General features: G+C 68.0%; 18 protein-coding genes and 1 pseudogene. 4 read left to right on the forward strand and 15 right to left on the reverse strand.

All coding sequences use genetic code 11. The annotated features are described in order from the left end of the window. Positions 1–4: 4 nt before the first annotated feature. The 4 genes from V5F66_RS16720 to V5F66_RS16735 all read right to left on the reverse strand — a co-directional run bounded on the left by V5F66_RS16720 (position 5) and on the right by V5F66_RS16735 (position 5,579). Positions 5–811, reverse strand: coding sequence for a shikimate dehydrogenase family protein (locus V5F66_RS16720; RefSeq protein WP_394051984.1), 807 nt, complete (start codon positions 809–811; stop codon positions 5–7). Positions 812–837: 26 nt separating this feature from the next. Further along, a complete protein-coding gene (locus V5F66_RS16725; RefSeq protein WP_394051982.1) occupies positions 838–3,366 on the reverse strand; it encodes a branched-chain amino acid ABC transporter ATP-binding protein/permease in 2,529 nt (842 codons plus the stop codon). Next, positions 3,363–4,232, reverse strand: a complete 870-nt coding sequence (locus tag V5F66_RS16730) for a branched-chain amino acid ABC transporter permease (RefSeq protein WP_012114696.1) — start codon at positions 4,230–4,232, stop codon at positions 3,363–3,365. Before V5F66_RS16730 ends, V5F66_RS16725 begins: the two co-directional genes overlap by 4 nt. A 93-nt stretch (positions 4,233–4,325) precedes the next feature. Beyond that, positions 4,326–5,579, reverse strand: a complete 1,254-nt coding sequence (locus V5F66_RS16735; protein ID WP_394094299.1) for an ABC transporter substrate-binding protein — start codon at positions 5,577–5,579, stop codon at positions 4,326–4,328. A gap of 394 nt (positions 5,580–5,973) precedes the next feature. Here V5F66_RS16735 and V5F66_RS16740 point away from each other — a divergent pair, with 394 nt between their 5' ends. Next, entirely contained in the window at positions 5,974–6,852 is an 879-nt protein-coding gene (locus tag V5F66_RS16740; protein WP_393999234.1) for an IclR family transcriptional regulator, read from the forward strand. A gap of 52 nt (positions 6,853–6,904) precedes the next feature. On the opposite strand, the pseudogene V5F66_RS16745 reads toward V5F66_RS16740, so the two are convergent. The 4 genes and pseudogenes from V5F66_RS16745 to V5F66_RS16760 form a co-directional block, all read right to left on the reverse strand. After that, positions 6,905–7,663 (reverse strand): annotated as a pseudogene (locus V5F66_RS16745) (IS5 family transposase). Between the two features lie 287 nt (positions 7,664–7,950). Next, entirely contained in the window at positions 7,951–10,791 is a 2,841-nt protein-coding gene (locus V5F66_RS16750; protein WP_394094300.1) for a hypothetical protein, read from the reverse strand. 454 nt (positions 10,792–11,245) lie between these two features. Further along, entirely contained in the window at positions 11,246–13,447 is a 2,202-nt protein-coding gene (locus tag V5F66_RS16755; protein WP_394094301.1) for an amylo-alpha-1,6-glucosidase, read from the reverse strand. Next, positions 13,431–14,543 (reverse strand): glycosyltransferase family 4 protein, encoded by a 1,113-nt coding sequence (locus V5F66_RS16760; RefSeq protein WP_394094302.1) that lies wholly within the window; start codon positions 14,541–14,543, stop codon positions 13,431–13,433. Before V5F66_RS16760 ends, V5F66_RS16755 begins: the two co-directional genes overlap by 17 nt. A gap of 659 nt (positions 14,544–15,202) precedes the next feature. Between V5F66_RS16760 and V5F66_RS16765 the strand changes: the two genes are divergently transcribed. Further along, complete coding sequence (locus tag V5F66_RS16765; protein WP_394094303.1) at positions 15,203–16,651, forward strand: NAD-dependent succinate-semialdehyde dehydrogenase; 1,449 nt, start codon at positions 15,203–15,205, stop codon at positions 16,649–16,651. Between the two features lie 234 nt (positions 16,652–16,885). Here V5F66_RS16765 and V5F66_RS16770 read toward each other — a convergent pair whose 3' ends face one another. The 4 genes from V5F66_RS16770 to V5F66_RS16785 form a co-directional block, all read right to left on the reverse strand. Beyond that, positions 16,886–17,401 carry a hypothetical protein gene (locus V5F66_RS16770; protein ID WP_393999229.1) on the reverse strand — a complete coding sequence of 172 codons (516 nt, stop codon included), beginning with the start codon at positions 17,399–17,401 and terminating at the stop codon, positions 16,886–16,888. 322 nt (positions 17,402–17,723) lie between these two features. Continuing rightward, positions 17,724–18,539 (reverse strand): tellurite resistance TerB family protein, encoded by an 816-nt coding sequence (locus V5F66_RS16775; protein WP_393999228.1) that lies wholly within the window; start codon positions 18,537–18,539, stop codon positions 17,724–17,726. A gap of 349 nt (positions 18,540–18,888) precedes the next feature. Next, on the reverse strand, positions 18,889–19,713 hold the full coding sequence (locus V5F66_RS16780) for an aldo/keto reductase (protein ID WP_394094304.1): 825 nt from the start codon (positions 19,711–19,713) through the stop codon (positions 18,889–18,891). A 14-nt stretch (positions 19,714–19,727) separates the two neighbouring features. Continuing rightward, positions 19,728–20,909: an MFS transporter gene (locus V5F66_RS16785; protein ID WP_394094305.1), complete on the reverse strand. Its 1,182-nt coding sequence runs from the start codon at positions 20,907–20,909 to the stop codon at positions 19,728–19,730. 250 nt (positions 20,910–21,159) lie between these two features. Between V5F66_RS16785 and V5F66_RS16790 the strand changes: the two genes are divergently transcribed. Further along, positions 21,160–22,092, forward strand: a complete 933-nt coding sequence (locus V5F66_RS16790) for a LysR family transcriptional regulator (RefSeq protein WP_394094306.1) — start codon at positions 21,160–21,162, stop codon at positions 22,090–22,092. On the opposite strand, the gene V5F66_RS16795 is transcribed toward V5F66_RS16790, so the two are convergent. The 3 genes from V5F66_RS16795 to V5F66_RS16805 all read right to left on the reverse strand — a co-directional run bounded on the left by V5F66_RS16795 (position 22,078) and on the right by V5F66_RS16805 (position 24,856). Next, entirely contained in the window at positions 22,078–23,448 is a 1,371-nt protein-coding gene (locus tag V5F66_RS16795) for a (Fe-S)-binding protein (RefSeq protein WP_394032650.1), read from the reverse strand. The genes V5F66_RS16790 and V5F66_RS16795 overlap by 15 nt on opposite strands. A 261-nt stretch (positions 23,449–23,709) precedes the next feature. After that, on the reverse strand, positions 23,710–24,447 hold the full coding sequence (locus tag V5F66_RS16800; protein ID WP_394094307.1) for a cytochrome c biogenesis CcdA family protein: 738 nt from the start codon (positions 24,445–24,447) through the stop codon (positions 23,710–23,712). A 7-nt stretch (positions 24,448–24,454) separates the two neighbouring features. Continuing rightward, a complete protein-coding gene (locus V5F66_RS16805; protein WP_394094308.1) occupies positions 24,455–24,856 on the reverse strand; it encodes a thioredoxin family protein in 402 nt (133 codons plus the stop codon). Between the two features lie 351 nt (positions 24,857–25,207). On the opposite strand from V5F66_RS16805, the gene V5F66_RS16810 reads away from it, so the two are divergent. Further along, complete coding sequence (locus V5F66_RS16810) at positions 25,208–25,828, forward strand: Maf-like protein (RefSeq protein WP_393999222.1); 621 nt, start codon at positions 25,208–25,210, stop codon at positions 25,826–25,828. Positions 25,829–25,964 lie beyond the last annotated feature (136 nt).

Here is a 25,964-nt window from a genome sequence, read left to right on the forward strand (position 1 = left end):
CGGCTCAAGCGTTGGAGTCGGTGTGCAGCAGGAAGTCCACCATCTTCTCCTGCAGGGCGAAGTACATCTCGGTGCCGGTGGAGGTGGGGCAGCCGGCGGCGCGGGCGGCGGCGATCAGCGGCGACACCGCCGGCTGGGTGATGACGCAGCCCACATGGGTCGCGGGCGCGAGCCTCGTCACATCCACGGGCAGCGGATCGCCCTCCTTCATGCCCATGGGCGTGGCGTTGGCGACGAGGTCGAAGCCGGCGGGATCGGTGGAACCCGCCACCGCCCGGCCCTTGCCGAGGGTGTTGAGGCGGGCGACGAGGGCATCGCGCCGCGCCACATCGGCGTCATGGATGGCGAGCTCGGCAACGCCCGCATCGATCAGGGCGAGAGCGATGGCGGAACCCGCGCCGCCCGCCCCAACCAGCAGCGCCCGCTTGCCGGCAGGATCGAAGCCCGCATTGACCGCGGCGCTGACGAAGCCGAGGCCGTCCACGATGTCGCCGTACCAACCGCCTTCGGGTCGCTGGCGCATGATGTTCACCGAGCCGATGAAGGCGGCGCGGTCGGAGGCTTCGGCGCAGTGGGAGAAGCAGCCGAACTTGTGGGGCACGGTGACGACGACGCCGCCGAGATTTTTCAGCTTGCCCGAGACGGCAAGCAGGTCGCCGAGATCCCCGGTGCCCACCTGCACCGGCACGAGGATGCCGTCATGATTGCGGGAGAGAAAGGCGGCCGTCATGCCGGCGGGGGATTTCACCTGGGCGATCGGATCGCCGACGATGATGTAGAGGCGGGTTGCGCCGGACAGGTCGATGTTCATGGGGGGCTCCGTGGAGATGGCGCGCGTCAGCTGGCCGCGGCGATGAGGTCTTCGCCCTGCACCACGCCGAGGAGGCGGGCCTGCAGGGCGTGATCGGCTTCGAGCCGCCCGGCGTCGCCGGCGAAGGCCACCTGCCCGTTCACCAGGACATAGGCGCGGTCGACGATGGGCAGGACGGTTTCGGTGTGGTGCTCGACGATCACCATGGCCACCTTGCCGCGCAGCTTCACGAGGGCTTCCATGACCTCGTTGACCACCGCGGGCGCGAGGCCCTCGAACGGCTCGTCGAGCAGGATGAGCCTGGACGGCATCACCAGGGCGCGGGCAATGGCCACCATCTGGCGCTCGCCGCCGGAGAGGTTCTCCGCCCGCGCCGCCTGGCGGGTCTTGAGCCGGGGGAACAGCTCGAACACCTCGTCCAGGCTGATGCCGCCGGGCCGGGCCGCCAGTTGCAGGTTCTCCACCACCGTCAGGTTGGGGAACAGGCGGCGGCCCTCCGGCACCAGGGAGATGCCGCGGCGGTTGATCTCGTAGGGGCGCAGGCCGGTCAGCGCCTCGCCCTTCAGCTTAAGCTCGCCGGCGGCGAGGGGCAGGCTGCCGGTGAGGGCACGCAGGGTCGTGGTCTTGCCCACGCCGTTGCGGCCGAGCAGCGCCACCGCCTCGCCCTCGTGCACCACGAGATCGATGCCGGCGAGGACGCTGGAGCCGTTGTAGCCGGCAACCATGCCCCTGGCTTCGAGGAGGATCGGGGCGGCGGCATGGGCTTGGCGCTCCACCGCCGGAGGGGCGGCGCGCTCGCCGTCCTTGGCTGCGCCGAGATAGGCGGCGATCACCTCCGGATGGGCGGCCACCTCCAGCGGCGGCCCGTCGGCGACGATACGGCCCTGGTGCAGCACCGAGATGCGATCGGAGATGGCAAGGACGCGGTCGATGTCGTGCTCGATGAGCAGCACCGCATGGCTGCGCGACAATCGCTTGATGAGATCGGCCACCACCACGCGGTCCGCCTCGGCGAGACCGGCCAGCGGCTCGTCCAGGAGCAGCAGCTTGGAGTCGATGGATAGCGTCACGGCGATCTCCAGCAGGCGCTTGGCGCCGTGAGGCAGATCGGCGCTGCGCGCGGCCGCCTTGTCGGCGAGGCCCACGGCGTCGAGTAGCGACCAGGCCCGGGCGTTGATCGCATCCAGGCTATGGGCGTCCACGAACAGGCCCCGCGCCCCGCGACGCTGCGCCTGCACCGCGACGCGCACGTTCTCGAACACGGTCAGGTGGGGGAAGATGGACAGGATCTGGAACGAGCGGCCCATGCCGAGCCTGGCGCGGGCGTGAAGCGGCAGGTGGGTGACGTCCGCTCCCTCGAACAGGACCTGTCCGGCTGTTGGCGGCAGCACGCCCGTGAGCATGTTGAAGAAGGTGGTCTTGCCGGCGCCGTTCGGCCCGATGATGGTGTGCAGCGTGTTGGGATAGACGGTAAAATCGATGCTCCTGGCCGTGACGAGACTGCCGAAGCTCTTGTTCAGCCCCCGCGTTTCGAGGATCGGCTTGCGCGGATCGAGCGTCTGCAATGCGCTGGAATACGGCACGATCAGCCCGGGGCGCGGTGGGATGGTGTTGCGTGTCAGGGTCCAGCGCTCGCAGCGGAACAGCCGCTGGACGAGGCCCTGGATGCCTTCCGGAGAGACCAGCGCGAAGGCGATGAGCAGCGGAGCAAAGATCAGCCACCAGTTCTCCGTGATGGCGGACAGGCGGTTCTCAAGCACGATGAAGGTGATGGCGCCCCACAGCGGGCCGAGGAAGTGGTGCACGCCGCCGAGCACCGTCATCAGCAGGCTGTCGCCGGCATGCTGCCAGCCGAGATTGTTGGCATAGACGCCCTGCAGCAGGAAGGTGAGCAGCGCGCCGGCATAGCCGACCACGACTGCGCACAGGGTGAAGCCCACGAGCCGCACGCGATAGACGTCATAGCCGAGGCTCGCCGCCCGCACGTCGTTGTCACGCACCGCCTGGAGCACGCGTCCGAACGGCGCGTGGGCGAGGCGCCACAGCAGCCACATCACCCCGACCACGGTCGCCACCACGAAGACATGGAAGGTCAACGGGCTCTCCATGAGCGGTCGCGGGACGCCCTGGATGCCGTTCTCGCCGCCGGTGACGGAGGTCCATTTGAAGGCGATCTCGAACGCGATCTGCGAGCAGGCGAGCGTCAACAGGGAAAAATAGAGCCCCTTGCGCCTCAGGATGACGGCACCGATGCCAAGGCCCAACACCGCGGCGAACACCACCGACAGGCCCAGCGCGCCGATCTCGTTGCCGCCGAGCCCAAGGATGAAGTAGGCGGCGGCATAACTTGTACAGCCGAAGAAGACCGATGCGCCGAAGGGCACCAGGCCAGTATAACCGATCAGCAGGTTCACCCCGGCGCCGTAGAGCGCGTAGATGGCGATCTGGGTGACGAGCTGGATCGGGGCGCCGAGGGCGAGCCACAGCGCGCTGAGCGCGCCCAGCACCACGGCGGTCCACAGGACGGGATGGAGGAGTACGGCGCGGAGGGTCATTCGAAGCGCTCCCACTTCTCGCCGAAGAGGCCGCGGGGGCGCGCGATGAGGACGACGGCCATGAGCACGTACATCGCGACGCCGGACCAATCGGGATAGAATTGAACTGTCAGGGCGGTGACGAGGCCCACCATGAGCCCGGCGACGATGGCGCCGCGGTAGGATCCGAGGCCGCCGATGGTGACGATGACGAAGGCTGGCATGATCGCCGCCGCGCCGATGGCGGGGCTTACCGTCCAGAGCGGGCCGGCCAGCATGCCGGCAAGGCCGGCGAGCAGGCAGCCGATGCCGAACACGCCTGAAAGCACGATGGGCAGGTTTATGCCGAGCAGGCCCACCATCTCGGGATCACGCGAGCCCGCTCGGATGATGCGGCCGAACGGCGTGAAGGCAAGGAACGCCCAGAACGCGACCAGCGCTGCGATGGTCACGCACAAAACCGCCACGCGGTAGGTGGTGATCAGGATCGCACCCCATTCCACGAAGCCGGCCAGCGGCCTCGGCGGGCTGAAGGGCTGGGGTGCGCCGCCGAAGACGAGGCGGAGCACTGCTTCCACCAGCAGCGCCAGCGCGAAGGTGAGGATCAGGCTGATGAGGGGCTCCTTGTCATAGAGCCGCCGGATCAGAACCATCTCCACGACCATGCCGATGAGGCCAGTGAGCAGCGGCGCCAGCAGCGCCGCGCCCCATCCGAACTGTTGCGTCAGCACCAGGGCGAGATAGGCGCCGATGGCGAAGAAGGCGCCGTGCGCAAAGTTAACGATGCCCAGCATGCCGAAGATGATCGACAGGCCGACAGCAATCAGAACGTAGAGAAATCCTAGTACCAGGCCATTTACCGCCTGCGATAAGATCATGTCGAGCATTACCATGTCCTCGTGGGGGCAGCCGCGCGCGACCGGTCGCGGTCCCGCGTGGGACCGCGTCCAGGACTCCGCGCGCCGCGAAGCAGCGGATGCTCAGATGCTTTCCATCTTGCAGGCCGAGGCGCTCTCGGGGCCGTAGAGGGCGTTCGCCTCGGCCTCGGTCTTCGGCACCTCCGCCTTGACGTCGAAGAAGTCCCACTTGTCGGTAATCTTCGGCTTCACGCCGAGCACGACCACGGTGCTCGTCAACTGGTGGTCGAAGGGCCGGAAGGAGATCTCGCGCGTCCCGCCACGCTTGGTCTGCCAGCGCTCGATTGCGTTGACGACCGCCGTCGGGTCCGTGGAGCCGGCGGCCTCGATGGAATCGAGAAGGATGTTGGTGCCGAACCATCCCATCCAGGCCTTGTCGGCTGGAGGGCGATTGTATTTCTTCTCGTATGCCGCCGTCATGGCCTGTTCATTTGGCGGATTGGCGGGGTTCTTGTAGTACCAGGTGCTCGTGTAGAGACCGTCGGCGGCCTCGGGTCCCACGCCCCACAGGTCGGTGTTGCCTACCGCAATTTCCGCGAACGGGATGCGACCACGCATGCCCAGTTCGTTCCATTGCTTCAGGAAGCCCATGAGGTCGCTGCCGGCGATGCCGCCGATGACGACGTCGGGCTTGGCGGCGCGAATCTTCAGAATGAAGGAGGAGAAGTCCTGCGTGCCCACGGGCACGTCATCAGCGCCCACGATGGTGCCGCCGTTTTCCTTGGCGTACTGGCCGAAGAAGCGCTTGACGTCCTGGCCGAAGGCATAGGCGGCCGTCAGCAGGTACCATTTCTTGCCGATGGCGGCGGCCTGGGGGGCCAGCACCCGGGCCTGCACCTCCACCGGGGCCTGGGTGCGGAAAGTGTAGCGATTGCAGGACGCACCGGTCAGGGCGTCGGCCGCGGCATTGGTCGCGATGAAGGGCACCTTTGCCTTCTTGGCCACCGCCGAGATGGCGAAGGCGTGGGACGAGAGCGCCCCGCCGACAAGGCCGGCCACCTTGTGCTCGCCGACCAGGCGCTCGGCATTCTGCTGGGCGCCCTGTGGATTGGGTTCATCCAGCCAGACAATCTCCGTCGGCCGCCCGAGCAGGGTGCCGCCGCGTTGTTCCAGCGCAAGGAAGCTGCCCTGGGCGAGATGCTCGGACTGGCCGACGATGGGGCCGGTCTTGCCGTAGAGCATGCCAATGCGGATCGGCTCGGCTGCATGGGCGCGGCTGACCCACGGCATGGCGATGGCGCCGGCGGTCGCGCCGAGCAGCAGGTTGCGTCGATTGATGGCGAATGCGCCGGAGCGCGGACTCGTTTCGTCGCCCATCCTGTCCTCCCTGGACACGGTTTTCCCGGAATGCCCGCTTTGCGGATTTTTTGGTGGTGGCCCGAATGCTCGCGATGGAGCGTTCGTCGGACGGCTCATTCGGTAGCATGATTGGAATCGGATTCCAATTTTAATTTTGGAACTGGATTCCAGTTTTATTGACCGCAGTCCCGGTCCCGTGAAAGGCTATGCCGTCTGCCGGTGCCCGGCCGCTGCGCGCGGAAGGCGCAAGTGCGCCGGTTGCAGTCGATCAGCGCCAGACCTATCAGTGGAGGCAGCAATGCCCGGTGCAATGGCCCCTTCTGCCAAGACGTCGCTGCCCTCTGAAGTGGGTGCGGATCCCATCAAAGGCGGCCGGCAGGTCACCGTGCGGAATGGACAGCGTGACGAAGCCATGGACAAGAAACTCCCGCAAACCCCAGTCGAGAGCGACGCCGAGGCCAGCCCGAGTGGCCTTCTGGAACGGACCCTTGCGGTGCTGGAGTTGCTGGCGGTCCATGCCCACGGCCTGCCGCTCTACGAGGTGGCCGACCATCTCCGCATTCCGCGCAGCGCCACTCACCGCATCCTCAACAGCCTTGTGGAGCACGGCTACGTGCGCCAGGAGCGTCAGCTCGGGGCCTATCTGCTCACGGCCAAGCTGACCTCCCTGGCCTTCACTTTCCTTGCCGCCAGCGGCATCACCGACTTCGCCCAGCCCATTCTCGACCGCCTCGCTCACCAATCCGGGGAGCTGGTGCGCCTCGCGATGATCGATGGCCGTGAGCTGATCTGGGTGGCGAAATCCCAGGGCTCGCCCTTCGGGCTGCGCTATGACCCGGACATGGGGCAGGTGGGTCGCCTGTCCTGTTCGGCCTCTGGGCACGCCTGGCTATCGTGCCTGCCGGAAGAGGAGGCGATCGCTCTGGTGGAGACACAGGGCTATGGCGCGCGCCGCGACTTCGGTCCGCGGGCGCCGGAAACCCGGACCGCGCTGTTGAAATATCTGCGCGTCGCCCGCAAGCGGGGCTTTGCCGTGACCGTGCAGACCTATACGCCGTGGATGAATGCCTGCGCCGCCCCAGTGCGCAGCATCGCCACCGGCGAAGTGACCGGAACGGTGGTGATCGCAGGGCCTAATGTGCGTCTCACCGAGGCGCGTATGCTGGAGCTCGGGTCGCTGCTGATGGAAGCGGCGCGCGAGCTGTCCATGGCAGTGAGCGCCTCCCCCGGCCTTGCCGCCCGGCGCGAGAGTGACCGATCGAGCTTCTTTGCGGGACCGGGCGAAGCCTGAGCGGGGGGGTGTCCGCTGAGACCGGCGAAATCGAGCGCCTTAGGGGCGAGACTCATGACCAGCAGCTGAGCGTGGCCGCGATGCAGACGGCTGCGAGGACGTTGACGGCGTTGCGGTCGTATCGGGTGGCGACGCGGCGAAAGTCCTTGAGGCGCCAGAACATGCGCTCGATGGCGTTTCGGTCGCGGTAGAGCGCGGGCGAGAAACAGTTCTTCCAGCGCCGGTTGGCTTGGGCGGAATGTTGGGCATCGTGCCGTTCTCCTCGACCTGCCTGCGGATGGCGTTGCTGTCTTAGCCCTTGTCACCATGGAGGATGCGGGCGGCCGGCATCTGCCTCAGCAGGACCGCCCCCGCCGTGCAATCCGCGGCTTGGCCTCCAGTGAGCAGGAAGGCGATGCGCCGGCAGTCGCGATCAGTCAGCGCGTGGATCTTGGTCGTGCGCCCGCCGCGCGAGCGGCCGATGGCTTGGTTGCGCTCCCCCTTTTCCGCCCGAGGCCGAGCGGTTGAGCCTTCACGGCGGAGCTATCGATAAGCACCCGGGCTGGAGGGACGCCGGCGCCCGCCAGAGCATGGAAGAGATCGCCCCAAACGCCCTTGGCAGCCCAGCGGAAATAACGGTTGTAGAGCGTCTTGCATGGCCCGTAGTCGGGCGGCGCGTCGATCCAGTGCCCGCCGGACTTGAAAACATGGTGACGATGCCGCTGGTCGCCCGGCGATCGTCAACACGCGGCTTGCCACGCGTGTCCGTCGGCAGATGCGGCGCGATCCGTGTGAATTGCGCATCCGTGAGCCAGAAACGATCCGGATTCATTCCGGCTTCCTCCCGGAAGCCGTGAATCACACCGCACTGGCTAAGCCAACCGATCTATGGGTCCCGACCCTAGGATCCAGCCATCGGGCTGCCGAAGGATCTCTTGAAGATCCTTCGGCGGTCTCGAAAACATTCGAACTGAATTTGTAAGTGGTCTGCTTTTCAGTTTCGAAGTTCCAGGATCCTACGAGGGCGCATTCACATCACGCGATCCCCGGACACAGCTCCGGCACCCTCGCCGCCTGCATCACCATTGAAGTTGCCCGGATGAAACCAGGGCTCCCGGTTCAATAGGCCTGCAACGCCAGCACACCACCCGGTCCGATCATCAGTCCCCAGGTCTCGTCGGAGCGTATCTCCACCTCGTCAGCATCGATCTTTCCCCCTGTTTTGATCGAATATTTGTATTTTCCGGGGGCGAGATCCAGGGCCGGCCCATCGGGACCCTTGGTTCCGGCGTTGGCCGCGACCTTGATCGTGCGGTTATTGAAGGTGAGCGAGGCGTCCTCGGGCATGATATTGCCGAACATCACGTGGGCCTTTCCGGCCGGCGGCAGGATGCCCGCTTTGCGGGCCGCCTCGGGATTTTTCACAGCGAGGTTGACGGTCGTCTCATTGCCCTTTCGGCTGAGCTTCAACACGGCCGGCCCGTCCGGGGAGGCGAAGCGAACCGTCGCACGGTCGGCTGCAACCACCACGCTTTTGGCGTCCTCTTTCCAGTTTCGAGTACCGAGCTCACGGCGATAGAATTCAAGCACCACGGAGAGATCGAGCGGTACATTGGCGTTGAGCTCGCGCCGGAACGGTGTCTGCGTTCCTTCTGACATGGTGTGGCGCTTGGGAACGGGCAGCCCCGCGCTTTCCTCGACGATGAGATCGTCCGCCGACGGTGCCGGCGCCGGCGCGCTGCCCGCGCTTCGGTTTCCTGCAGCAGGCGCGTCGGGCTTCGCGGCCGCCACCTGCAGGCCCGAGCCGCGCGCATTCACATTGGTGCTGGGGCCCATCTTCATCACTGTGATGGAGAGATCCTTGTTCCCCTTGGCGAATTGAAGCTGCGCCATGTTGGCGTTGTTGATCACGCTCGGCTTCGCGCGCCATCCGGACCGCTGCAGGGCCGACCGGAAAAACTCGGCGATCGACTTGACGCTGGAGGCGCTCGCGAACTGGAGGGTGCCGTCCTCTCCGTCGAAATCGATATCCTGCGCCGTCTCGGGGAGCGGAATGGGGGCATTGCCGCCGGCAAGCGGCTGCAGGGGCTGGACGGCGTCGTCGGCCCCGCGCGCGGCGGCCGGCGGCTGGATGGGGACCCCGGCTTGCGCCTCGGCGTCGCGCATCATCTGCTGGGCCTGCTGCAGCATGTCGTTGACCGAGGCGGAGCCGGCCACGCTCTGGGGCTTGGGCTTGGTGATCTTCTCAATGAGGCTGACAGTCGTCAGCCCGTACTGGCGGGCGAGCTTTAAAGACGCCGTGCCCTCGGGAAAGGTGAAATTCACCTCCGCGTCCTCCGGCCCGACCATGGCGCGCGCATCTTCTTTCCACCCGCGCGCGGAAAGGGCACCCCGGTAGAACGACAACACCGCCTCAAGGCTCGCCATGACCTGGGCGTGGATTTCCCGCCCGGTCCCGCCATTGGTGCCACCCGCGTTCTTGCGCGGCTTGGGCACCGGCAGGCCGAAAATGTCATTATCAGCTTCGAGCGACTGTAGCTCGGCGAAGGCGGGCGCTTTCAGCTCGACCTGCGTCCTGCCCTGGCCGGTGGTCCGCAGGACGAGCATGAGCGGCCGGACATTGCCGCGCATGAAATAGGCGATGTCGCCATTGGCGGGCTTGGGATCGAGCTTCGCATTCGGCCATTTGGTGGCGATGTCCGCTTCCGGGAGCGGCTCCCAGTCGCTGGCGGCAAGCGTGCGGGCATAGAATTCGCGCAGGCTCTGCGGTGTGCCGCCCGAGATCAGGCTGAGATAGGGCCGATGCTCGTCGAACATCACCTCGGCGGCGTCCTCCGCAACCGGCGGAGCGAATTGCAGCCGATCGGCGATGTATTCGACTGTGGTCTGGTCCGTGTTTTCCTCGTTCCGGCCGGGCGAAATGGTGAAACGAACCGAAAGGCCCTGCTGTCCCTTGATGAAGGTCAGCCAGGTCGAATGCCGGTCATCAAGCGGAACCAGATAGAAGGTCCAGCTCTGAGCGGCCAGCAGCGCCTTGATCGCCGCGGTGGTGGCGGGAACATTGCCGGGAACCGAATAGGACACACGCTCGGCAGTCGACTTCCCGGTGTCGCGCGCGCCGGGGAGGCGCGGCAGATCGGACACGGCGACCAGCGGCGCGACATTGTCGCGACCCAGATAGACTTGGCGCTCGTTCGCAAGAACGCTGATCGGCTGGGGCTTGATCTCGACCCTGACCTTTCCGGCATCGGTCTTTTGCAGCACCAGCGCCAGGGTCGCCTTCGGCTCCTGGTCGCTGACGAAGTAAGCGAAGCCGCCCCTCTCATGGAGCGTTCCCGAAGGACCTCCCGGCGCCTGCTTGCCATTGGCCTTTGCCGACCACAGGACCCAGCCGCGGCTGGCGAGTTCCTGGCGGTAGAAGTCGAGAAGCTTTTCCACCGGCTCGCCACTGACCAGGCTCAGGGATGGCCGGTCGGGCGAATATTCGATATCGGCGGCATCGGCGGTGAACGGCAGGTCCACCTTCAGCGGCACGGCGGAATACTGCACGCTGATGGCGTTGTTCTGGGCCGGGGCGACCGTGATGAAGACGTTGAGGGCCTGCCGTCCTTTTTTCAGCGTCAGTGTCCTCATTGTCGGATTTTCGGCAGACGCGGTGTTGGGGGCGGCATATTTTTGCCAGCCGAGAGCGACCAGCGCCTTTTCCACCGCGTCAGCCGTCGGGCCGATCGCCTGGGGCGAGACGAAGATCGTCGTGAACGGGCTGGCGAAAACGTCCTTGGCGCCGGGAAGGCGGGGGAGCTTGCTGGCGTCGAAATCGCCGATGTCGACACGATCCGGCGCCTGGGCCCGGGAGGGCAGGCACCCCGCGGCGGACACCGCGACGAGCGCGCAAAATGCCAGAAGATGACGGCGGTGGCCGCCTCGCATCCTGCTGAAGCTCACCATTTCGCCTGTCATTCTCGCCTCCAAGGGAAGGGCCTTGCGCCGAAAGGCAAACGACTTTCGGCGCCGATGCTTCCCATGAATACGGCAGATTGTGAAGGCCCGGCCTCAGCAAAACGCGTCTCTCAGGCTGATGTCGCCTGAGATGATAGAGAAATGCATTCTATATGGCGGTAGCTTTGAACCGTACTTGCGCGTTCAATGGCGTCATCTCGCGCCCGATTATTGGCTTTGGACATGGCCTTATTGCAGAGTCACGGGTAATAGGCCGCCACAACCTGCAGGTTGTTGGCAAAATGTGCACAGATGTCCGGTTGCTGAACGGATGCCGGCCGAGGCTCACGGGTCCCGGTCGGCGTCGGCAAGTGGATCATCTGCGACCACCCAAGGCCCCATCAGCCTCCGGCCGCACTCCGCCGGAGGGGGGCCAACACGGCCGGCGGCTCGCCTCACCTGCTCCCACGTTCCCTCACGCTTCCACCCACAGCGCGATATCGCCGCGCCGGTCCAGCACCGACAGGGCCGGCGACCCTCCGGCGCGCTGGATGCGCACGTCCAGCATCTCGCCGTCCAGCGAGAGGCGGCGCAGCACCAGATCGTCGAGGAATTCCGGCAGTTCCGGCCGGGCGAAGGTGACGCGGCAGGCGTCGATGTCAAACCCCAGCCCCAGTGTCGCCTGAAGCAGCGCCAGCGGGGCGGCCGCCGCCCAGGCCTGCGGTGCACAGGCGACGGGATAGGACACCGGCCCCTGGCTGCGCTGGCGCGCAAAGCCGCAGAACAGTTCCGGCAGCCGGCGCAGGTCGAACGAGATGGAGGCCCGCAGCAGGCCCTCGAAGATGCGCGCGGCCTCCCGGCGGAAGCCGGCACGGGCAAGGCCCATGGCGATCACCGCATTGTCGTGGGGCCACACCGAGCCGTTGTGATAGCTCATGGGATTATAGCGCGCCTCGCCGGCGGCGATGGTGCGCACCCCCCAGCCGGAAAAGGACGCGCCGCCCATGAGCTGGGCGGCCACCGCCGCCGTCCGCCCGGGCAGGGCGATGCCGGTGAACAGCGCGTGCCCGGCATTGGAGCTCCTGACCCGGCACGGCCGCTTCTCGCCGTCGAGCGCAAGCACGTAAGTGCCGAGCCCCACATCGAAAAAGGCGGCGTCGAAGGCATCGCGCAGAAGCTCAGCCTTGCGCTCGAACACCATGGCGTCGGGCGCCTGCCCGAGGCGGCGGGCGATGGAGGCCGCCGCCTGCCAGGCGCCGAACACATAGGCCTGCACCTCCACCAGCGCGATGGGGCCGCGCGCCAGCCGGCCGTCGGCGTGGAAGACCGAATCGTGGCTGTCCTTCCAGCCCTGGTTCACCAGCCCGTCGCCGCTCCTGCGGCCATATTCCACGAAGCCGTCGCCGTCGCGGTCGCCATAGTCGGTGATCCACCCCAGCGCCGCCACCACCGCCGGCCAAAGCAGGCGCGCGGTGTCGAGATCTCCGGTGCGCTCCACATAGGCGCCGGCGAGCATGACGAACAAGGGCGTGGAATCCACGCTGCCGTAATAGCGGCGGAACGGCACCTCGCCGAGTTCCGCCATCTCCCCGAACCGCACCTCATGGAGGATCTTGCCGGGCTCGGCGTCGGCCGCGGGGTCGACCGTGTCGGCCTGGTTGGCGGCGAGGTGGAGCAGCACGCCACGGGCAATCGCCGGGTCCATCCACAAGGTCTCGAAGGCGGTGATCAGCGCGTCGCGCCCGAACACGGTGCTGAACCACGGCACCCCCGCATAGGGATAGGCGCCCTCGGGGGGGTCGGTGATGAGGATGGCGAGGTCGCTGACGGCGCGCTTCATGGCGTCGTTGAAATGCTGGTTGGAGGAGGTGACCTCCGCCGCTCGCGCCACCCGCGCCCTGAGCGTCGCGCGGGACGCGCGCAGGGCCCGGCGGAAGGTGAGTTTGGCGCCGCCATGGGGCTCGGCCCCGTCGCAGCGGATCTCGATGTAGATCACCTGGGTGGCGCCGGGGGCAAGGTCGATGCTGTAGCGGACCTGCGACCCGTCCAGCTCGCGGGGGGCCGGCTCGAAGTGGAGGCCGGTGCGCCGCACCGTGCCGTCGAGGCCGGTGTAGGACAGACGCACGCCGTCGCGGGCCAGCAGCGGGGCGTGGCGCACGCCGCGCCGGCTGCGCCTGGCGCCGCGCACCTCGAACAGGTCGGTGAAATCGGCATCGAAGGAAAAGGCGATGTCCACCCGTCGCGGCACCACGTCGAAATTGTGCAACGACACGCATTCGTGGCAGCCGGAGCGGAAGAGGAAGCGCGAGCGGCGGATGTGGATGAGGTCGTGCAGCAGCGCCTCGCCGCCGTCCCGGCCGGGCAGGTCGGGATTGGTAAGGTCGCAGGTGAGGGTGGCGTTGTCCTCGCGCACCGTGGAACTGAGCAGCAGCGGGCGCACCCCCTCGATGGTGAGGAAGAAGTGCGAGAGGTGGCGGGTGTCGCGATGGAACAGGCCATGGTTGCTGGCCAGCCCCGGCACGGCATCGCCATGGGCGTCGAACACGGCGAAGGTGTCGTCGTGCTTCAGGGTGCGCGGCGTGGTTTCGATCTGCGAGGCGCTGGCGGCGATGACATAGTTCGGCTCGCGATCTTCGGGCGCGGCCACCGCCGCCGCAACGTCAGCGAATGGCGTCATGGACGGCATCGGTCCCGACAAGGCGCAGCTCGGGCTTGGGTGCGCGCAGGAGCGCTGGGGCGGTCTCCCGGGTGGCGGCCAAACGCTGGTAGACGGCCTCATAATCCTTCGCCATGCGCTCCGCCGAGAAGCGGCGCTCGAAAGTGCGCCGGATGGTTGCGCGGTCGAGGCGGGAAAGGTCGCCCACCTGCTCCACCGCCTCCTCCACGCTGTCCACGAGATAGCCGGTGACGCCGTCTTCCAGCACCTCGGGCACCGAGCCGCGGGAAAAGGCGATGACCGGCGTGCCGCAGCTCATGGCCTCGATCATCACCAGCCCGAACGGTTCCGGCCAGTCGATGGGGAACAGCAGGGCCGCGGCGTTGCCGAGGAATGTCGCCTTCTGGCGCTCGTCGATCTCGCCGATGAACTCCACGTTGGGATTGGCCTCCACCATGGGACGGATCATGTCCTCCCAATAGGCCTGGTCGGCGCGGTCCACCTTGGCGGCGATCTTCAGTGGCATGCCGGCGCGCGCGGCGATGGCGATGGCCCGGTCCGGCCGTTTCTCCGGCGAGATGCGGCCGAGGAAGGCGAGATAGTCACCGCCCTTCGGGTTGAAGGGCAGGAGGTCCTTGGGCAGGCCGTGATGGATGGTGGCTGCCCAGTTCACCGGCGGCATGGGGGTGCGCTGGTGATCAGAGATGGAGATCAGCGGATAGTCGGCGAAATTCGAATAGAGTCGATGGGCAGCGGGCAGGTCGAGCCGGCCGTGCAGGGTGGTGAGGCACTGGCCCCGATGCGCGCGCAGCACCGGATAGTGCAGCAGGTCCACATGCGCGTGGATCACGTCGAAATCCTCCGCGCGCTTGCGCACCTCCTCCAGCATGAGCAGGTGGTAGAGCACCGGGTCCACCGGGCCCGTAGTGAGGCGCAGGCCGGTGTCGCACATGGCTTCCAGCGCAGCGGAGGTGAGTGAATCGCCGCTGGCGAACAAGGTCACCTCGTGGCCCGCGCGCACCAGCTCCTCGGTGAGATAGGAGACGATCCGCTCGGTGCCGCCATAGCGGCGGGGTGGTACGCTTTCGATCAGCGGGGCGACCTGGGCGATGCGCATGGCTCTCTCCTGCGGCCGTGGGGGTGTCCCCGCCAAGGCCGGCCGTTGAAACGAAAAATTAAGGTTCTGTGGAAAGAACGTGTGGAAAGCCTCCAAGGTTTCCCGCAGTGCGGAAAAAGAGCGGCACCGATCACCCGCGCCGGGCCTTGCGCCCGCAGGTGCTCCAGCGGAAGGCGCGGGACCGGGCGGGTATCGCGATGGCGCGCAACCGCGCCGCGCATGGCGCTACCGGCGCCCATCACGACCGGGCGATTGAGGCATGGGGCGCTGGCGGAAGCGCTTCCGTCCGACGGGATCGCGCTCTAGGATGGTTAGCGAGCGTACGCTCGTCGGTTTCGCCGGCGGCGTCCCGCGCCCCACCTGAACCGTTCAACCGGATGTTCCCCCAGATGCCTTCCTTGCCTTGCCGACCGGTATTCGGCGCATCCGTGCGCGGACCGTTGGAGCCAAGCCGGGCGTCGCCTTAAAGCGTTTTCGAGCGAAGTGGATACCGGTTCGCGTGAAGAAAACGCGTCAACACAAGCCTCTGGGGCCATTGCCGTGAGCCTGGGCGAGCGGAAATGGCTCCGGAAGCTTCGAGCTAAATCGTTACAAATCGCGCGGCCGGCTGCCATGGCCGCGCCGTGCCGCACTTCCTACAGGTCTTGAGGAGGCTCCCCATGAGTTCCGACGTCACCTATCCCGACGTTCAGCTGCACATTGACGGCGTCTGGCGCGACGCCGATGGCGGCAAGCGCATTCCCGTCATCAATCCGGCCACCGAGGAAGAGATCGGCACGGTTGCCCATTGCTCCATCTCCGACCTCGACGAGGCGCTCGCTGCCACCGAGCGCGGCTTTGCCACCTGGAGCCGCACCTCCGCCTTCGAGCGCTCCAAGCTCATGCGCAAGGCGGCCGATATCCTGCGCGAGCGCGCCAATTCCATCGCCCGCCTGATGACCCTGGAGCAGGGCAAGCCCCTGCCCGAGGCGCGGATGGAGACGCTGGCTGCCGCCGATGTCATCGACTGGTTCGCGGAAGAGGCGCGCCGCGCCTATGGCCGGGTCATCCCCGCGCGCGCGCCCGGCGTGTACCAGCTGGTCATCAAGGAGCCGGTAGGTCCGGTGGCGGCGTTCACGCCGTGGAACTTCCCCATCAACCAGGTGGTGCGCAAGCTGTGCGGCGCTCTGGCGGCGGGCTGCTCCATCATCGTGAAGGCGCCGGAAGAGACCCCGGCCTCCCCGGCCGAGCTGATCCGCGCCTTTGTGGATGCGGGTGTGCCCAAGGGCGTCATCGCCCTGGTCTATGGCGTGCCGGCGGAAGTGAGCGAATATCTCATCCCGCACCCGGTCATCCGCAAGATCACCTTCACCGGCTCCACCCCGGTGGGCAAGAAGCTGGCGGCGCTGGCCGGCGCGCACATGAAGCGCGTGACCATGGAACTGGGCGGCCACTCCCCGGTCATCGTGTTCAACGATGCGGACGTGCAGGCGGCAGCCAAGCAGATCGCCACGGCCAAGTTCCGCAATGCCGGCCAGGTCTGCGTGTCGCCCACGCGCTTCCTGGTGCAGGAGAACGTCTATGAGCAGTTCGTGGACACCTTCGTCACCGTCGCCAAGGCGGTGAAGGTGGGCAACGGGCTGGACGAGGGCACCACCATGGGCCCGCTCGCCAACGACCGCCGCATCCCGGCCATGGAGGCGCTCATCGCCGACGCCCGGCAGAAGGGCGCGGAGGTGAAGACCGGCGGCTCGCGCATCGGCAACAAGGGCTATTTCTTCGAGCCCACCGTGGTCACCGGCGTCACCCGCGAGATGCGCATGATGAACGAGGAGCCGTTCGGCCCCCTCGCCATGCTGTTGCCCTTCGCCGATTTCGACGAGGCCATCACCGAGGCCAACCGGCTGCCTTATGGCCTTGCCTCTTACGCCTACACCAGCTCGGCCAAGACCGCGCAGGCGGTGGCGCACCAGGTGCAGGCGGGCATGATGACCATCAACCACCTGGGCCTTGCCCTGCCGGAAGTGCCGTTCGGCGGCGTGCGCGATTCCGGCTACGGCTCGGAAGGCGGCTCGGAGGCCATCGAGGCGTATCTCAACCCGAAGTTCGTCTCCCAGGCCGGGGTCTGAACGGGCAGCGCCGGCGTCCGCGCCGGCGCTTGCCGTCCCTTTACCCGGCGGCGGTGGCCCCGACCCCTTTCCGCCGTCATCCCCCGGCCCGACCGGGGATCCATGGTGCGGCCGGGCCGGACCTGCGGACCCCGGCACTGCGCCTGCGGCTCGGCGTGGATGCCCCGGTCAAGCCGGGGCATGACGGCGTGAAGAGGGCGCGGGCGTGTTGGCAGTGCGCGAGCGGCGCGTGCTCTACCGCTCGGTGAGGAAGGTCATCAGCACCTTGTCGTCCTCGCCCACGAGGCAGAGGAAGCGGTGGGCCTTGTCGGAACGGTCGCGCTGGATATAGGCCTCGCCCATCAGCACCCCGGTCACGCGCGTGCTGCCTACCGACACGTCGGCCTTGGCGATGGTGAGGCCGTCCATGTCGATGAAGATGTCGGAGATAGAGGGCGAGCGCGCCTTCAGCCGCTCCAGCGCGTGCGCCTTGCAGGCCACCGCCCGCTCCGCGTCCTCCGGCGCCTCGGCCTCCGCCTCCTTCACCGCCTGTTCGCTCGCCGCGGCCGGGGCCGCCGGCACGGCGGGAACCGGCACGGGCGGAGGCAGCGGGGCCGCCTGGCCGGGACCGGCCGGGCGCGGCGGCACAGGGTCAGCCGCCTGCTGGGCGGCGGCGGGGGTGGTCAGGGCAAGGTCGAAGGCAAAGCTCGCGCCGAGCGCAAGTGCCAGCGCGGCCGTGAGGATAAGAGGGGCGCGTGAACCGCTTCGCATCAGCCGTCTCCGGAACAGGTCTTTGGGAGACAACGCCAGCACGGCCGTTTGGTGCCACCACACGCTTCAGCTTGTTGGGGGGTGACGGCCTCTGTCTTTGACCGATGCCATCTTTTCTCCCAGGCGCCCCGCGCGGGCTTCTGGCTTCAAGGCTGCAACCGCGTCATGCCCGGCCTTGTGGCGGGTATCCACGCAGAGCCGCTGATGCGGCCCGCTCAAGGCTGTTCCCGGCCGCACCGCGTGGATGGCCGGGACAAGCCCGGCCATGACGACTGGAGAAATGGCAATCTATTGCCTCCAGCCGCCCTCAGCGCAAAGCCTCTCAGCGCACGTGGCGGCCGGTGAGGGCGAAGCAGAAGGCGTCGAGCAGCTCGGCTTCCTGCTCCTTCAGCACCCCGTCGGCGCTGATGACGCGCATGCCGGCGCGCAGCAGGGTGGCGATGGCCTCGGTGCCGCTCTGAAACAGGGTGTCGAGGGCGAAATCCACCGCCTCGGCGGTAGGGCGCAGGCGGGCCACATAGGCGGCGAGGCGCTCACGCTCGGCGCCGGTGAGGTCGAGGTCCTCCGCCGCGCAGGCGCGCTCGCAGAAGAACACGATCTCCTCCACCTCTGCGGCCCCCACGTCCCGGTCGGCGCGAGCCAGCGCCGCCAGAAGCGTCACCCCGGCCTTGCGGATGATGGCGCGGATGCGGTCCCAGCGCAGGTCGGCGTCTTCCTCGGCCGGCGCCAGGATGGCGTCCTTGGGCCAGAGGAAGCCGAAGGTCTCGTAGAAGAAGCGCACCAGCGGCTCGCGCTTGGCCCCGTCGAGGTCAGTGACGGCGGTGATGCGATCCACGCGGAAGGCGCGGGCGGCCTGCCGCTCATGGCACTTGGCGATGAGGATGGGCACGCCCTCCACATTGCGCTGCACCGCCCAGACCGAGATGCGGCGATGGCTGGCATTGCCCGCATGGTCCACATAATCGATGGCGAAGGCCTGCCCGTCCGCCGGGTCGTGATCCTCCGGCGCCTCGGCGGCCAGGGCGTCGTGGGGGTCGTCGTGGGGCACGGCGAGCCGGTCCGCGTGGGCATAGAAGGGCGCGCCCAGCAGCTCCACGCGATCGAGGAGGAAGGACTTGAGCGAGGTGATGGCGTTCATGGGCGGCTCGCGGATTCCGGCCGGACGTTCCGTGTCCGCATCCTTGATAGCCGGCAGACGAGCGCCGATAAAGCGCCATTGCGCATCCCGCCGCCTGCCAGCAGGGTGAATGCGAGGCCGGGTCGGCGACAGGGCTTGGCTCAGAATATTGTTTTGAGACACACTGGAGCCTTGCCGCCGTCATGGCCGGGCTTGTCCCGGCCATCCACACCGGGCGGCCGGGATCAGCTTTCCTGAGTGGTTCCAGGCGGGTCGGCGTGGATGCCCGGCACGAGGCCGGGCATGACGTAGCTCTTGCCGACACGATTGGTACGACGCCTCAAAGTCGCCTCCAAAGTTCTTCCGCCGCTCAGTCCCATACAGGCGCCAGCCCCTCGGGGCTGACGATGCGCCCGTCCGGGTGGGCGAGGGCGCAGATGGCGGCCATCTCCGCCTCGGTGAGCGCGAAGTCGAAGATGGCGGCATTCTCGGCGGCGCGGGCCTCGCTCACGGTCTTGGAGAGGGCGACGAAGCCCTCCTGCTGCACCACCCAGCGCAGCACCACCTGCGCCACCGTGCGCTTGTGGGCGGCGGCGATGTCCTTCAACACCGGATCGGCGAACACCTTGCCGTCCGCCATGGCGTAATAGGCGGTGAGGGAGAGCCCGGCGGCGCGGGCGGCCGCGATCACCTTCGACTGGTCGATATAGGGGTGGAACTCGATCTGGTTGGTCACCAGCGGCCCGTCGGACAGGGCGATCGCCTCCGCCATCAGCGCGGTGTTGAAGTTGGACACGCCCATGTGGCGCACCTTGCCGGCGGCTCGCACCGCATTGAGCGCGCCGATCTGCTCGGCCAGGGGCACCGCCGGATTGGGCCAGTGCAGCAGCAGCAGGTCCACATAGTCCGTCTTCAGCTTCTTCAGGCTCTCGTCCACCGAGGCGAGGAAGGCGTCGTGGGCATAGTTGGTCACCCACACCTTGGTGGTGAGGAAGATGTCGCCCCGCTTCACGTCGGACGACGCAATGCCTTCGCCCACCTCGGCCTCGTTGCCGTAGATCTGCGCGGTGTCGATGTGGCGGAAGCCGAGCTTCAGGGCGGCGGGCACCATGCGCAGGGTATCAGCCGCCGAGACGCGGAAGGTGCCGAAGCCGAGGGCGGGGATTTCAGCGCCATTGGCGATCACATTATGCATGCTGTCTCCTTTGTTCAGACCGGGCAGGCGACAGCGCGGGCGCGGTTGTCCAATGCGGCGCTCCAAACCGTCAGCCCCAGCGCGCCGGCCACCATGAGGGCGCCCACCACCGGCGTGGCGCCGAGGCCCATCGGCGAGGCCACCACCAGCCCGCCGATCCAGGCCCCGAGCGCAATGCCCAGGTTGAACGCCGCGATGTTGAGGGCGGACGCGGTATCCACCGCCCCCGGACGATAGCGCTTCGCCAGCTCCACCACATAGATCTGCAGCCCCGGCACATTGGCGAACGACAGGAAGCCGAGCGCCGCGAGCGTCACCAGCGTAAGCACCGGAGATGGCGCGGTGAAGAAGAAGGCCACCAGCACCAGCGCCTGAAGCGTGAACAGGATGGTCAGCGCCTTCACCGGATCGCGGTCGGCGATGCGCCCGCCGGAGAGGTTCCCCACCGCGATGGCAAGGCCGTAGAGGATGAGGATGAGGCTGACCTGGGAGGCGGCAAAGCCGGTGACGGTCTCAAGGATAGCGGCCAGATAGGTGAAGGCCACGAAGGTGCCGCCATAGCCCAGCGCGGTCATGCCGAACACCAGCAGCAGCCGGCCGGAGCCCAGCACCCGCACCTGATCGAGCAGGGAGGCGGCGGGCGCCTTGCGGATGTTGGACGGCAGCAGCAGGGCGATGGCGGCAAAGGCGATGATGCCCAGCAGCGCCACGCCCCAGAAGGTGGCGCGCCAGCCGAAGCTCTGGCCGATGAAGGTGCCGAGCGGCACGCCGGTGACGATGGCCACCGTCAGCCCCATGAACATGAGGGCGATGGCCGAGGCGCGGCGGTTCTCCGGCACCAGATCGGCGGCGATGGTGGCGCCCACCGAGAAGAACACGCCGTGGGCGAAGGCAGAGAGCACCCGCGCCACCAGCAGCCATTCATAGCTGGGGCTGAGCGCGGCCGCGGTGTTGCCGGCAATGAACAGGGCCATCAGGCCGAGCAGCAGCGGCTTGCGCGCCATGCCGCCGGTGAGCGCGGTGAGCACCGGCGCGCCGAAGGTGACGCCCAGCGCATAGACGCTGACGATCAGCCCGGCGATGGGCAGGGTGATGCCGAGGTCGGCGGCCACTGTCGGCAACAGCCCGACGATGACGAATTCCGTGGTGCCGATGGCATAGGCGGCGATGGTGAGGGCATAGAGCGCAAGGGGCATGGCGATGTCCTTAGAGCCCGCGCCGAAGAGATCGCATGACGATCTCATCGGATAACGCGGTCTCTTTCTTAGAGTTAGAGCGCGATCCGATCGGATCGCGCTCCAGGAGCCGGCGGCGGCACAATGGAAACCGGCGCCGGAGCCGGCACCGCTTGCACTGCAACATGAGCGCCCTTGCGCTTTTACTGAACCGCCTATTATGTAAAAGCGACTTTGAATTTGGTTCACAGCTGCAGGCGAGGCGGGCCCCTTGGACAATCGCGCGGGCGAGATGGTGGTGTTCGTGGCGGCGGCGGAAACGCAGGGCTTTTCGGCCGCCGGCCGCAAGCTCGGCCTGTCGCCGTCCGCCGTGAGCAAGCTGGTGACGCGGCTGGAGGATCGGCTGGGCACGCCCCTGTTCGTGCGCTCCACCCGGCAATTGCAGCTCACCGCCGAGGGCGCGCTCTATCTGGAGCGGGCGCGACGCATCCTCGCCGAGATCGACGACACCGAGCGCCTGATCGCCACCGGCGCCGGTGCCGTGCCGCGCGGGCGGCTGCGCATCAGCGCCTCGGTGGCGTTCGGCGAGATGTGCGTGCTGCCCCGCGTGCCGCGGTTTCTCGAACTCTATCCGCAGGTGGAGCTGGACATCTCCCTGAGCGACGCCGTCATCGATCTGGTGGACGAGCGCACCGACATCGCCATCCGCACCGGGCGGCTGAGGGATTCGACCCTGAAGGCGCGGAAGCTGTTCGAGATCGGCCGGGTCATCGTGGCATCGCCCACCTATCTGGAGCGCCACGGCGTGCCGCAGCATCCCGAAGACCTCGCCCGGCACCTGTGCCTGTGCTTCAACTTCCGCCGCTCGCCGGAGGACTGGCCGTTCCGCGATCCAGAGAGCGGCAAGGCCTTCACCCAGGCGGTTTCCGGCACGGCGCTGGGCAATAGCGGCGTGGTGCTGCGCCGGCTGGCCCTCGACGGGGCGGGGCTGGCGCGCCTCGGCCGCTATCACGTGCGGGGCGATCTCGCCGCCGGAACGCTGGTGAGCGTGCTGGAGGAGTTCAACGCCGGCGACATCGAGCCCATCCACGCGGTCTATGTGGGCCACGCCCACCTTGCCGCCCGCATCCGCGCCTTCGTGGACTTCCTCGCCGACGCCATCAGGCAGGAGACGGAACCCAGGGACGGCTCAGGCGGGCGTTAGATCCAGCGCGTCGCGCAAGAGCAGGGCGATGTGGCGGGCCTTGCGGCCGGAGCCGTGCTCGATCTGGTGGCGGCAGGAAAAGCCGTTGGCGATGAGCGGGGCGTCCTGCGGCGCCGCGCGCATGGCGGGCAAAAGGGCGAGTTCCGCCATCTGCATGGAGGCGTCGTAATGCTCGGCCTCCAGCCCGAAGCTGCCGGCCATGCCGCAGCAGCTGGTCTCCACGATGTCGTAGGAGAAGCCGGGGATGAAGCCGAGCACCTTGCGCGTCGCCTTCATCACCCCGAACGCCTTCTGGTGGCAGTGGCCGTGCAGCACCGCCTTCGGGCCGGGCAGAGGCTTCAACCGCATCCGCAGCCCCTTGTTCTGGTGCTCGCGGGCGAGGAACTCCTCCAGCAGGAACAATTGCTTGCCCAGCGCCCCCACCTCCGGCCCGAGGCCGAGGCTGTAAAGCTCGTCGCGCAGGGAGAGCAGGCACGAGGGCTCCAGCCCGATGATGGGGGTCTGCGCCGCGATCTCCTTGCGGAAGGCCGCGAGCACGCGCTGTCCCTCGCCACGTGCCTTCTCCACCATGCCGGTGGTCAGGTACGTGCGGCCGCAGCACAGGGGCCGGTCGGGCTCGGCATCGGCGGGATCGGGCTGGGCAATGCGCACGCTATAGCCGGCGTGGGTCAGCACCGCGTGGGCGGCCTCCGCCACCTCCGGCTCGAAATGGTGGCAGAAGGTGTCCACGAACAGGATCACCTCGCCGCGCGGGGCCGGGGCGTGTGCCGGCGTTGGCACGGCAGACGGCTCCGCATAGGGGCGGGGCGCCGGCTCGGGGATGGCGCGGCGGGCGCTGATGCCCAGCAGCTTTTCTGCGGCCTTGGTCAGAAGCCGCGAGCGGTTGCGCAGCATGATGGCGAGGCGCAGCAGGCGGCGGTGGCGGCCGGTCCATTCCGGCACCCCGCCGAACAGCCGGGTGCGCCGGGGCACGCCTTTGATCTCGTGGCGCTGGGCGAGGTACTCGGTCTTGATCAGCGTCATGTCCACGGCGCTGGGGCATTCCTTCTTGCAGGCCTTGCAGGACACGCACAGGTCCATGGCCGCGTCGAGCCGGGGATCGGCGAAGGCGTTGGCGTCGGTGCCGTCGTTCAGCGCCGCCTTGAAGGCGGCGACGCGGGCTTCCGTGGAATGGTCCTTGTCGCCGGTAATGCGGTAGCTCGGGCACATGACGCCCTTGCCGGTATTGCGACAATCGCGGCTGTGCATGCACACGGCCACCGCTTTCGCGTAGTTCCCGCCGGTGGCGGGAATGCCGGAATAGGCGTCGCCGATGCCATATGTGTCGTAAGCCGACCAGTCGAGGAAGGTTTTCATGCCGCGGGCCCCGTTCGCGCCCGGCGAAGCAAGATGCGTACCCGAGGCGAAGAGGGCCGGCTCCAGGGCACGAGAAGGGCGATGGCGCCCCGGAGCCGGTTCCACGGTGCGTCACTGGACGACGCACGCACCGCAGCTCGGAAAGACAATAGGATGGCCACGCCCGTGTGCTTTGCGCAGGGGCCAAGCCCGCGCGGCGTCTGAGCGTGTCAAGCCCGCGCGGCGCCTGAGCGTGTCGAGCCCCGCGCGGCGCCTGAGCGTCTAAAACCGCGTGGTGAGGGTGGTGAGCCAGGCCGGGGAGGCGGCCACCAGCGCCGATTCCAGTCGCTTGTCGGTCCCGGTGAGGATCAGCATGCCCACCAGCACCAGAACCAGCCCCAGCACCGCCTTCGCCCCTTTGCCGGCGCCCAGCAGGCGGCCGCGCCAGCGCGCCAGCGCCGGGCGGAACAAGGTGCCCAGCAGCGCCAGGGGCAGGCCGGCGCCGAGGCCGAACAAGGCCATCACCCCCGCCACCTGCGGCAGGCTCTGCCCCTGTGCCGCCAGCACGGAGGCGGCCCCCAGGGTGGGACCGACGCAGGGGCTCCACACCGCCCCGAGCAGCAGGCCCACGGCGAACTGACCACCGATGCCGGTGCGGGAGAAGCCGTCGAGCCGGCGGGCGGCAAGGTCGCTCACCGGCCCGCCGGCGGCAGCGAGGCGGGTCTGGAGCTGCGGCACCGCCAGCACGGTGCCGATGCCCACCATCGTCAGCGCGGCGAGGATGCGGAACACATCGCCCTCCAGGCCGATGGCATAGCCGATGGTGGCCACGAACAGCCCGATGGTGACGAAGGAGATGGCCACCCCCGCCGCCAGCGCCACCGGCGCCAGGCGATGCTCGGCCGCCGCCGCCCCGAGCACGATGGGCAGGAGCGGCACCACGCAGGGCGAGAGCACGGAGAGGACCCCCGCCATGAAGGCGAGGGCGAAGCTGCCGAAGGCGAGGCTTTCGAGGGCCATGATCGCCTCAGATGGCGTGGGAGAGCAGGGCCTCGATGGAGCCCTTGTGGGTGTCGCCCACGGAGCGCCCGGTCTCGGTGGTGCCCTTGAAGGTGATCAGGGTGCTCTGGTCGCGCGCCTTGAAGTTCTTCACCGCGTCCTTCTGGCTGTCGAAGTCCACGCGGAACACCACCATCTCCTTGAACTGGGGCTGGCTCAGCAGTTCCGACAGGATGGGGGCCTGCGCGGCGCAGACCGGGCACCACGAAGCGTGGATCTCCACCAGGATGGGCTTGCCCGCATGCTGGGCGGCCTGGAAGGCGGCGGGGGTGTAGGTGGTGTGCTCGGGCTCGGCGAAGGCCATGGCGGACGCGCCGGCGACGAGGGCGGCGGCAAGCGACAAGGCGAGGGTGGCACGACGGGTGAACATGTGTCTTCAGCTCCACGTCCCGAAGATTTTCGTGCGGCGCACCTGCGCCGGCACGGCAGGCCCGGCGCTGGGGAGCGCCGGGGGCGGCCCTGAGGGGGCCGACACCGGGATTTCGCCGGGGGGCGGCTCGGGGTTACAGGCGGGCGGCGTGGTCACACCGAGTTGATCTTGTCCGGAACGGCCGAGCCGGGTGCGTCGCGTGACGCCTCGCCCGTTCACACGGCAGCCCCTTTCCGGTAGATGAGCGTGAGGCGCCGTCCGCGCTCCCTCCTTGGTTTCGAGGCGGATCAGCCGTCGGGGCGATCAAGACCCCGGCGGATCCGGCTCTGGCTGGCTCGAAAGGTGTGTTCCGTGACCGATCAGGTGAAGCTCGTGCTTGCTTCAGGCTCGCCCCGCCGGCTGGCGCTGCTCAATCAGGCGGGGATCGAGCCGGACCTGCTCATGCCCGCCGACGTGGACGAGACCCCCGAGCGCGGCGAGCTGCCGCGCCGCCTCGCCCAGCGCCTGTCGGAAGCCAAGGGCAAGCTGGTGGCCCAGCGCGCCAAGGACGCCGAGATGAACGCGCTCGTTCTCTCCGCCGACACGGTGGTGGCGGTGGGCCGGCGCATCCTGCCGAAGCCTGACCTCGAGGACGAGGCGGAGGCCTGCCTGCGGCTGCTCTCGGGCCGCACCCACCGGGTCTATACCGGGGTGTGCCTGGTGGACCTGAAGGGCCGCGCCCACACCCGGCTGGTGGAAAGCCGGGTGCGCTTCAAGCGCCTGTCGCGGGACGAGATCACCGATTACCTCGCCTGCGGCGAATGGCGGGGCAAGGCCGGCGGCTACGCCATCCAGGGCATCGCCGGGTCGTTCGTGGTGAAGCTGGTGGGCTCCTACAGCAATGTGGTGGGCCTACCCCTGTCGGAAACCATCGGTCTGTTGTCCGGCCAGGGCTATGACGTGCGCGCCGGCTGGGTGGAGCGCGCCGCATGAGCGCGGACAAGGACGGCGGCGACAAGCCCAAGGCCGCGAAGGCCGGGGCAGGGAAGGCCAAAAGTGGGGCGGTGAAGAGCGCTGTAGGGACCAGCGGCGACGCCAAGGCGGCCGCCCCGAAAACGGCCGCTCCCAA

This window comes from Xanthobacter versatilis, from assembly GCF_043193975.1.
Taxonomy (GTDB): Bacteria; Pseudomonadota; Alphaproteobacteria; order Rhizobiales; family Xanthobacteraceae; genus Xanthobacter; species Xanthobacter autotrophicus_E.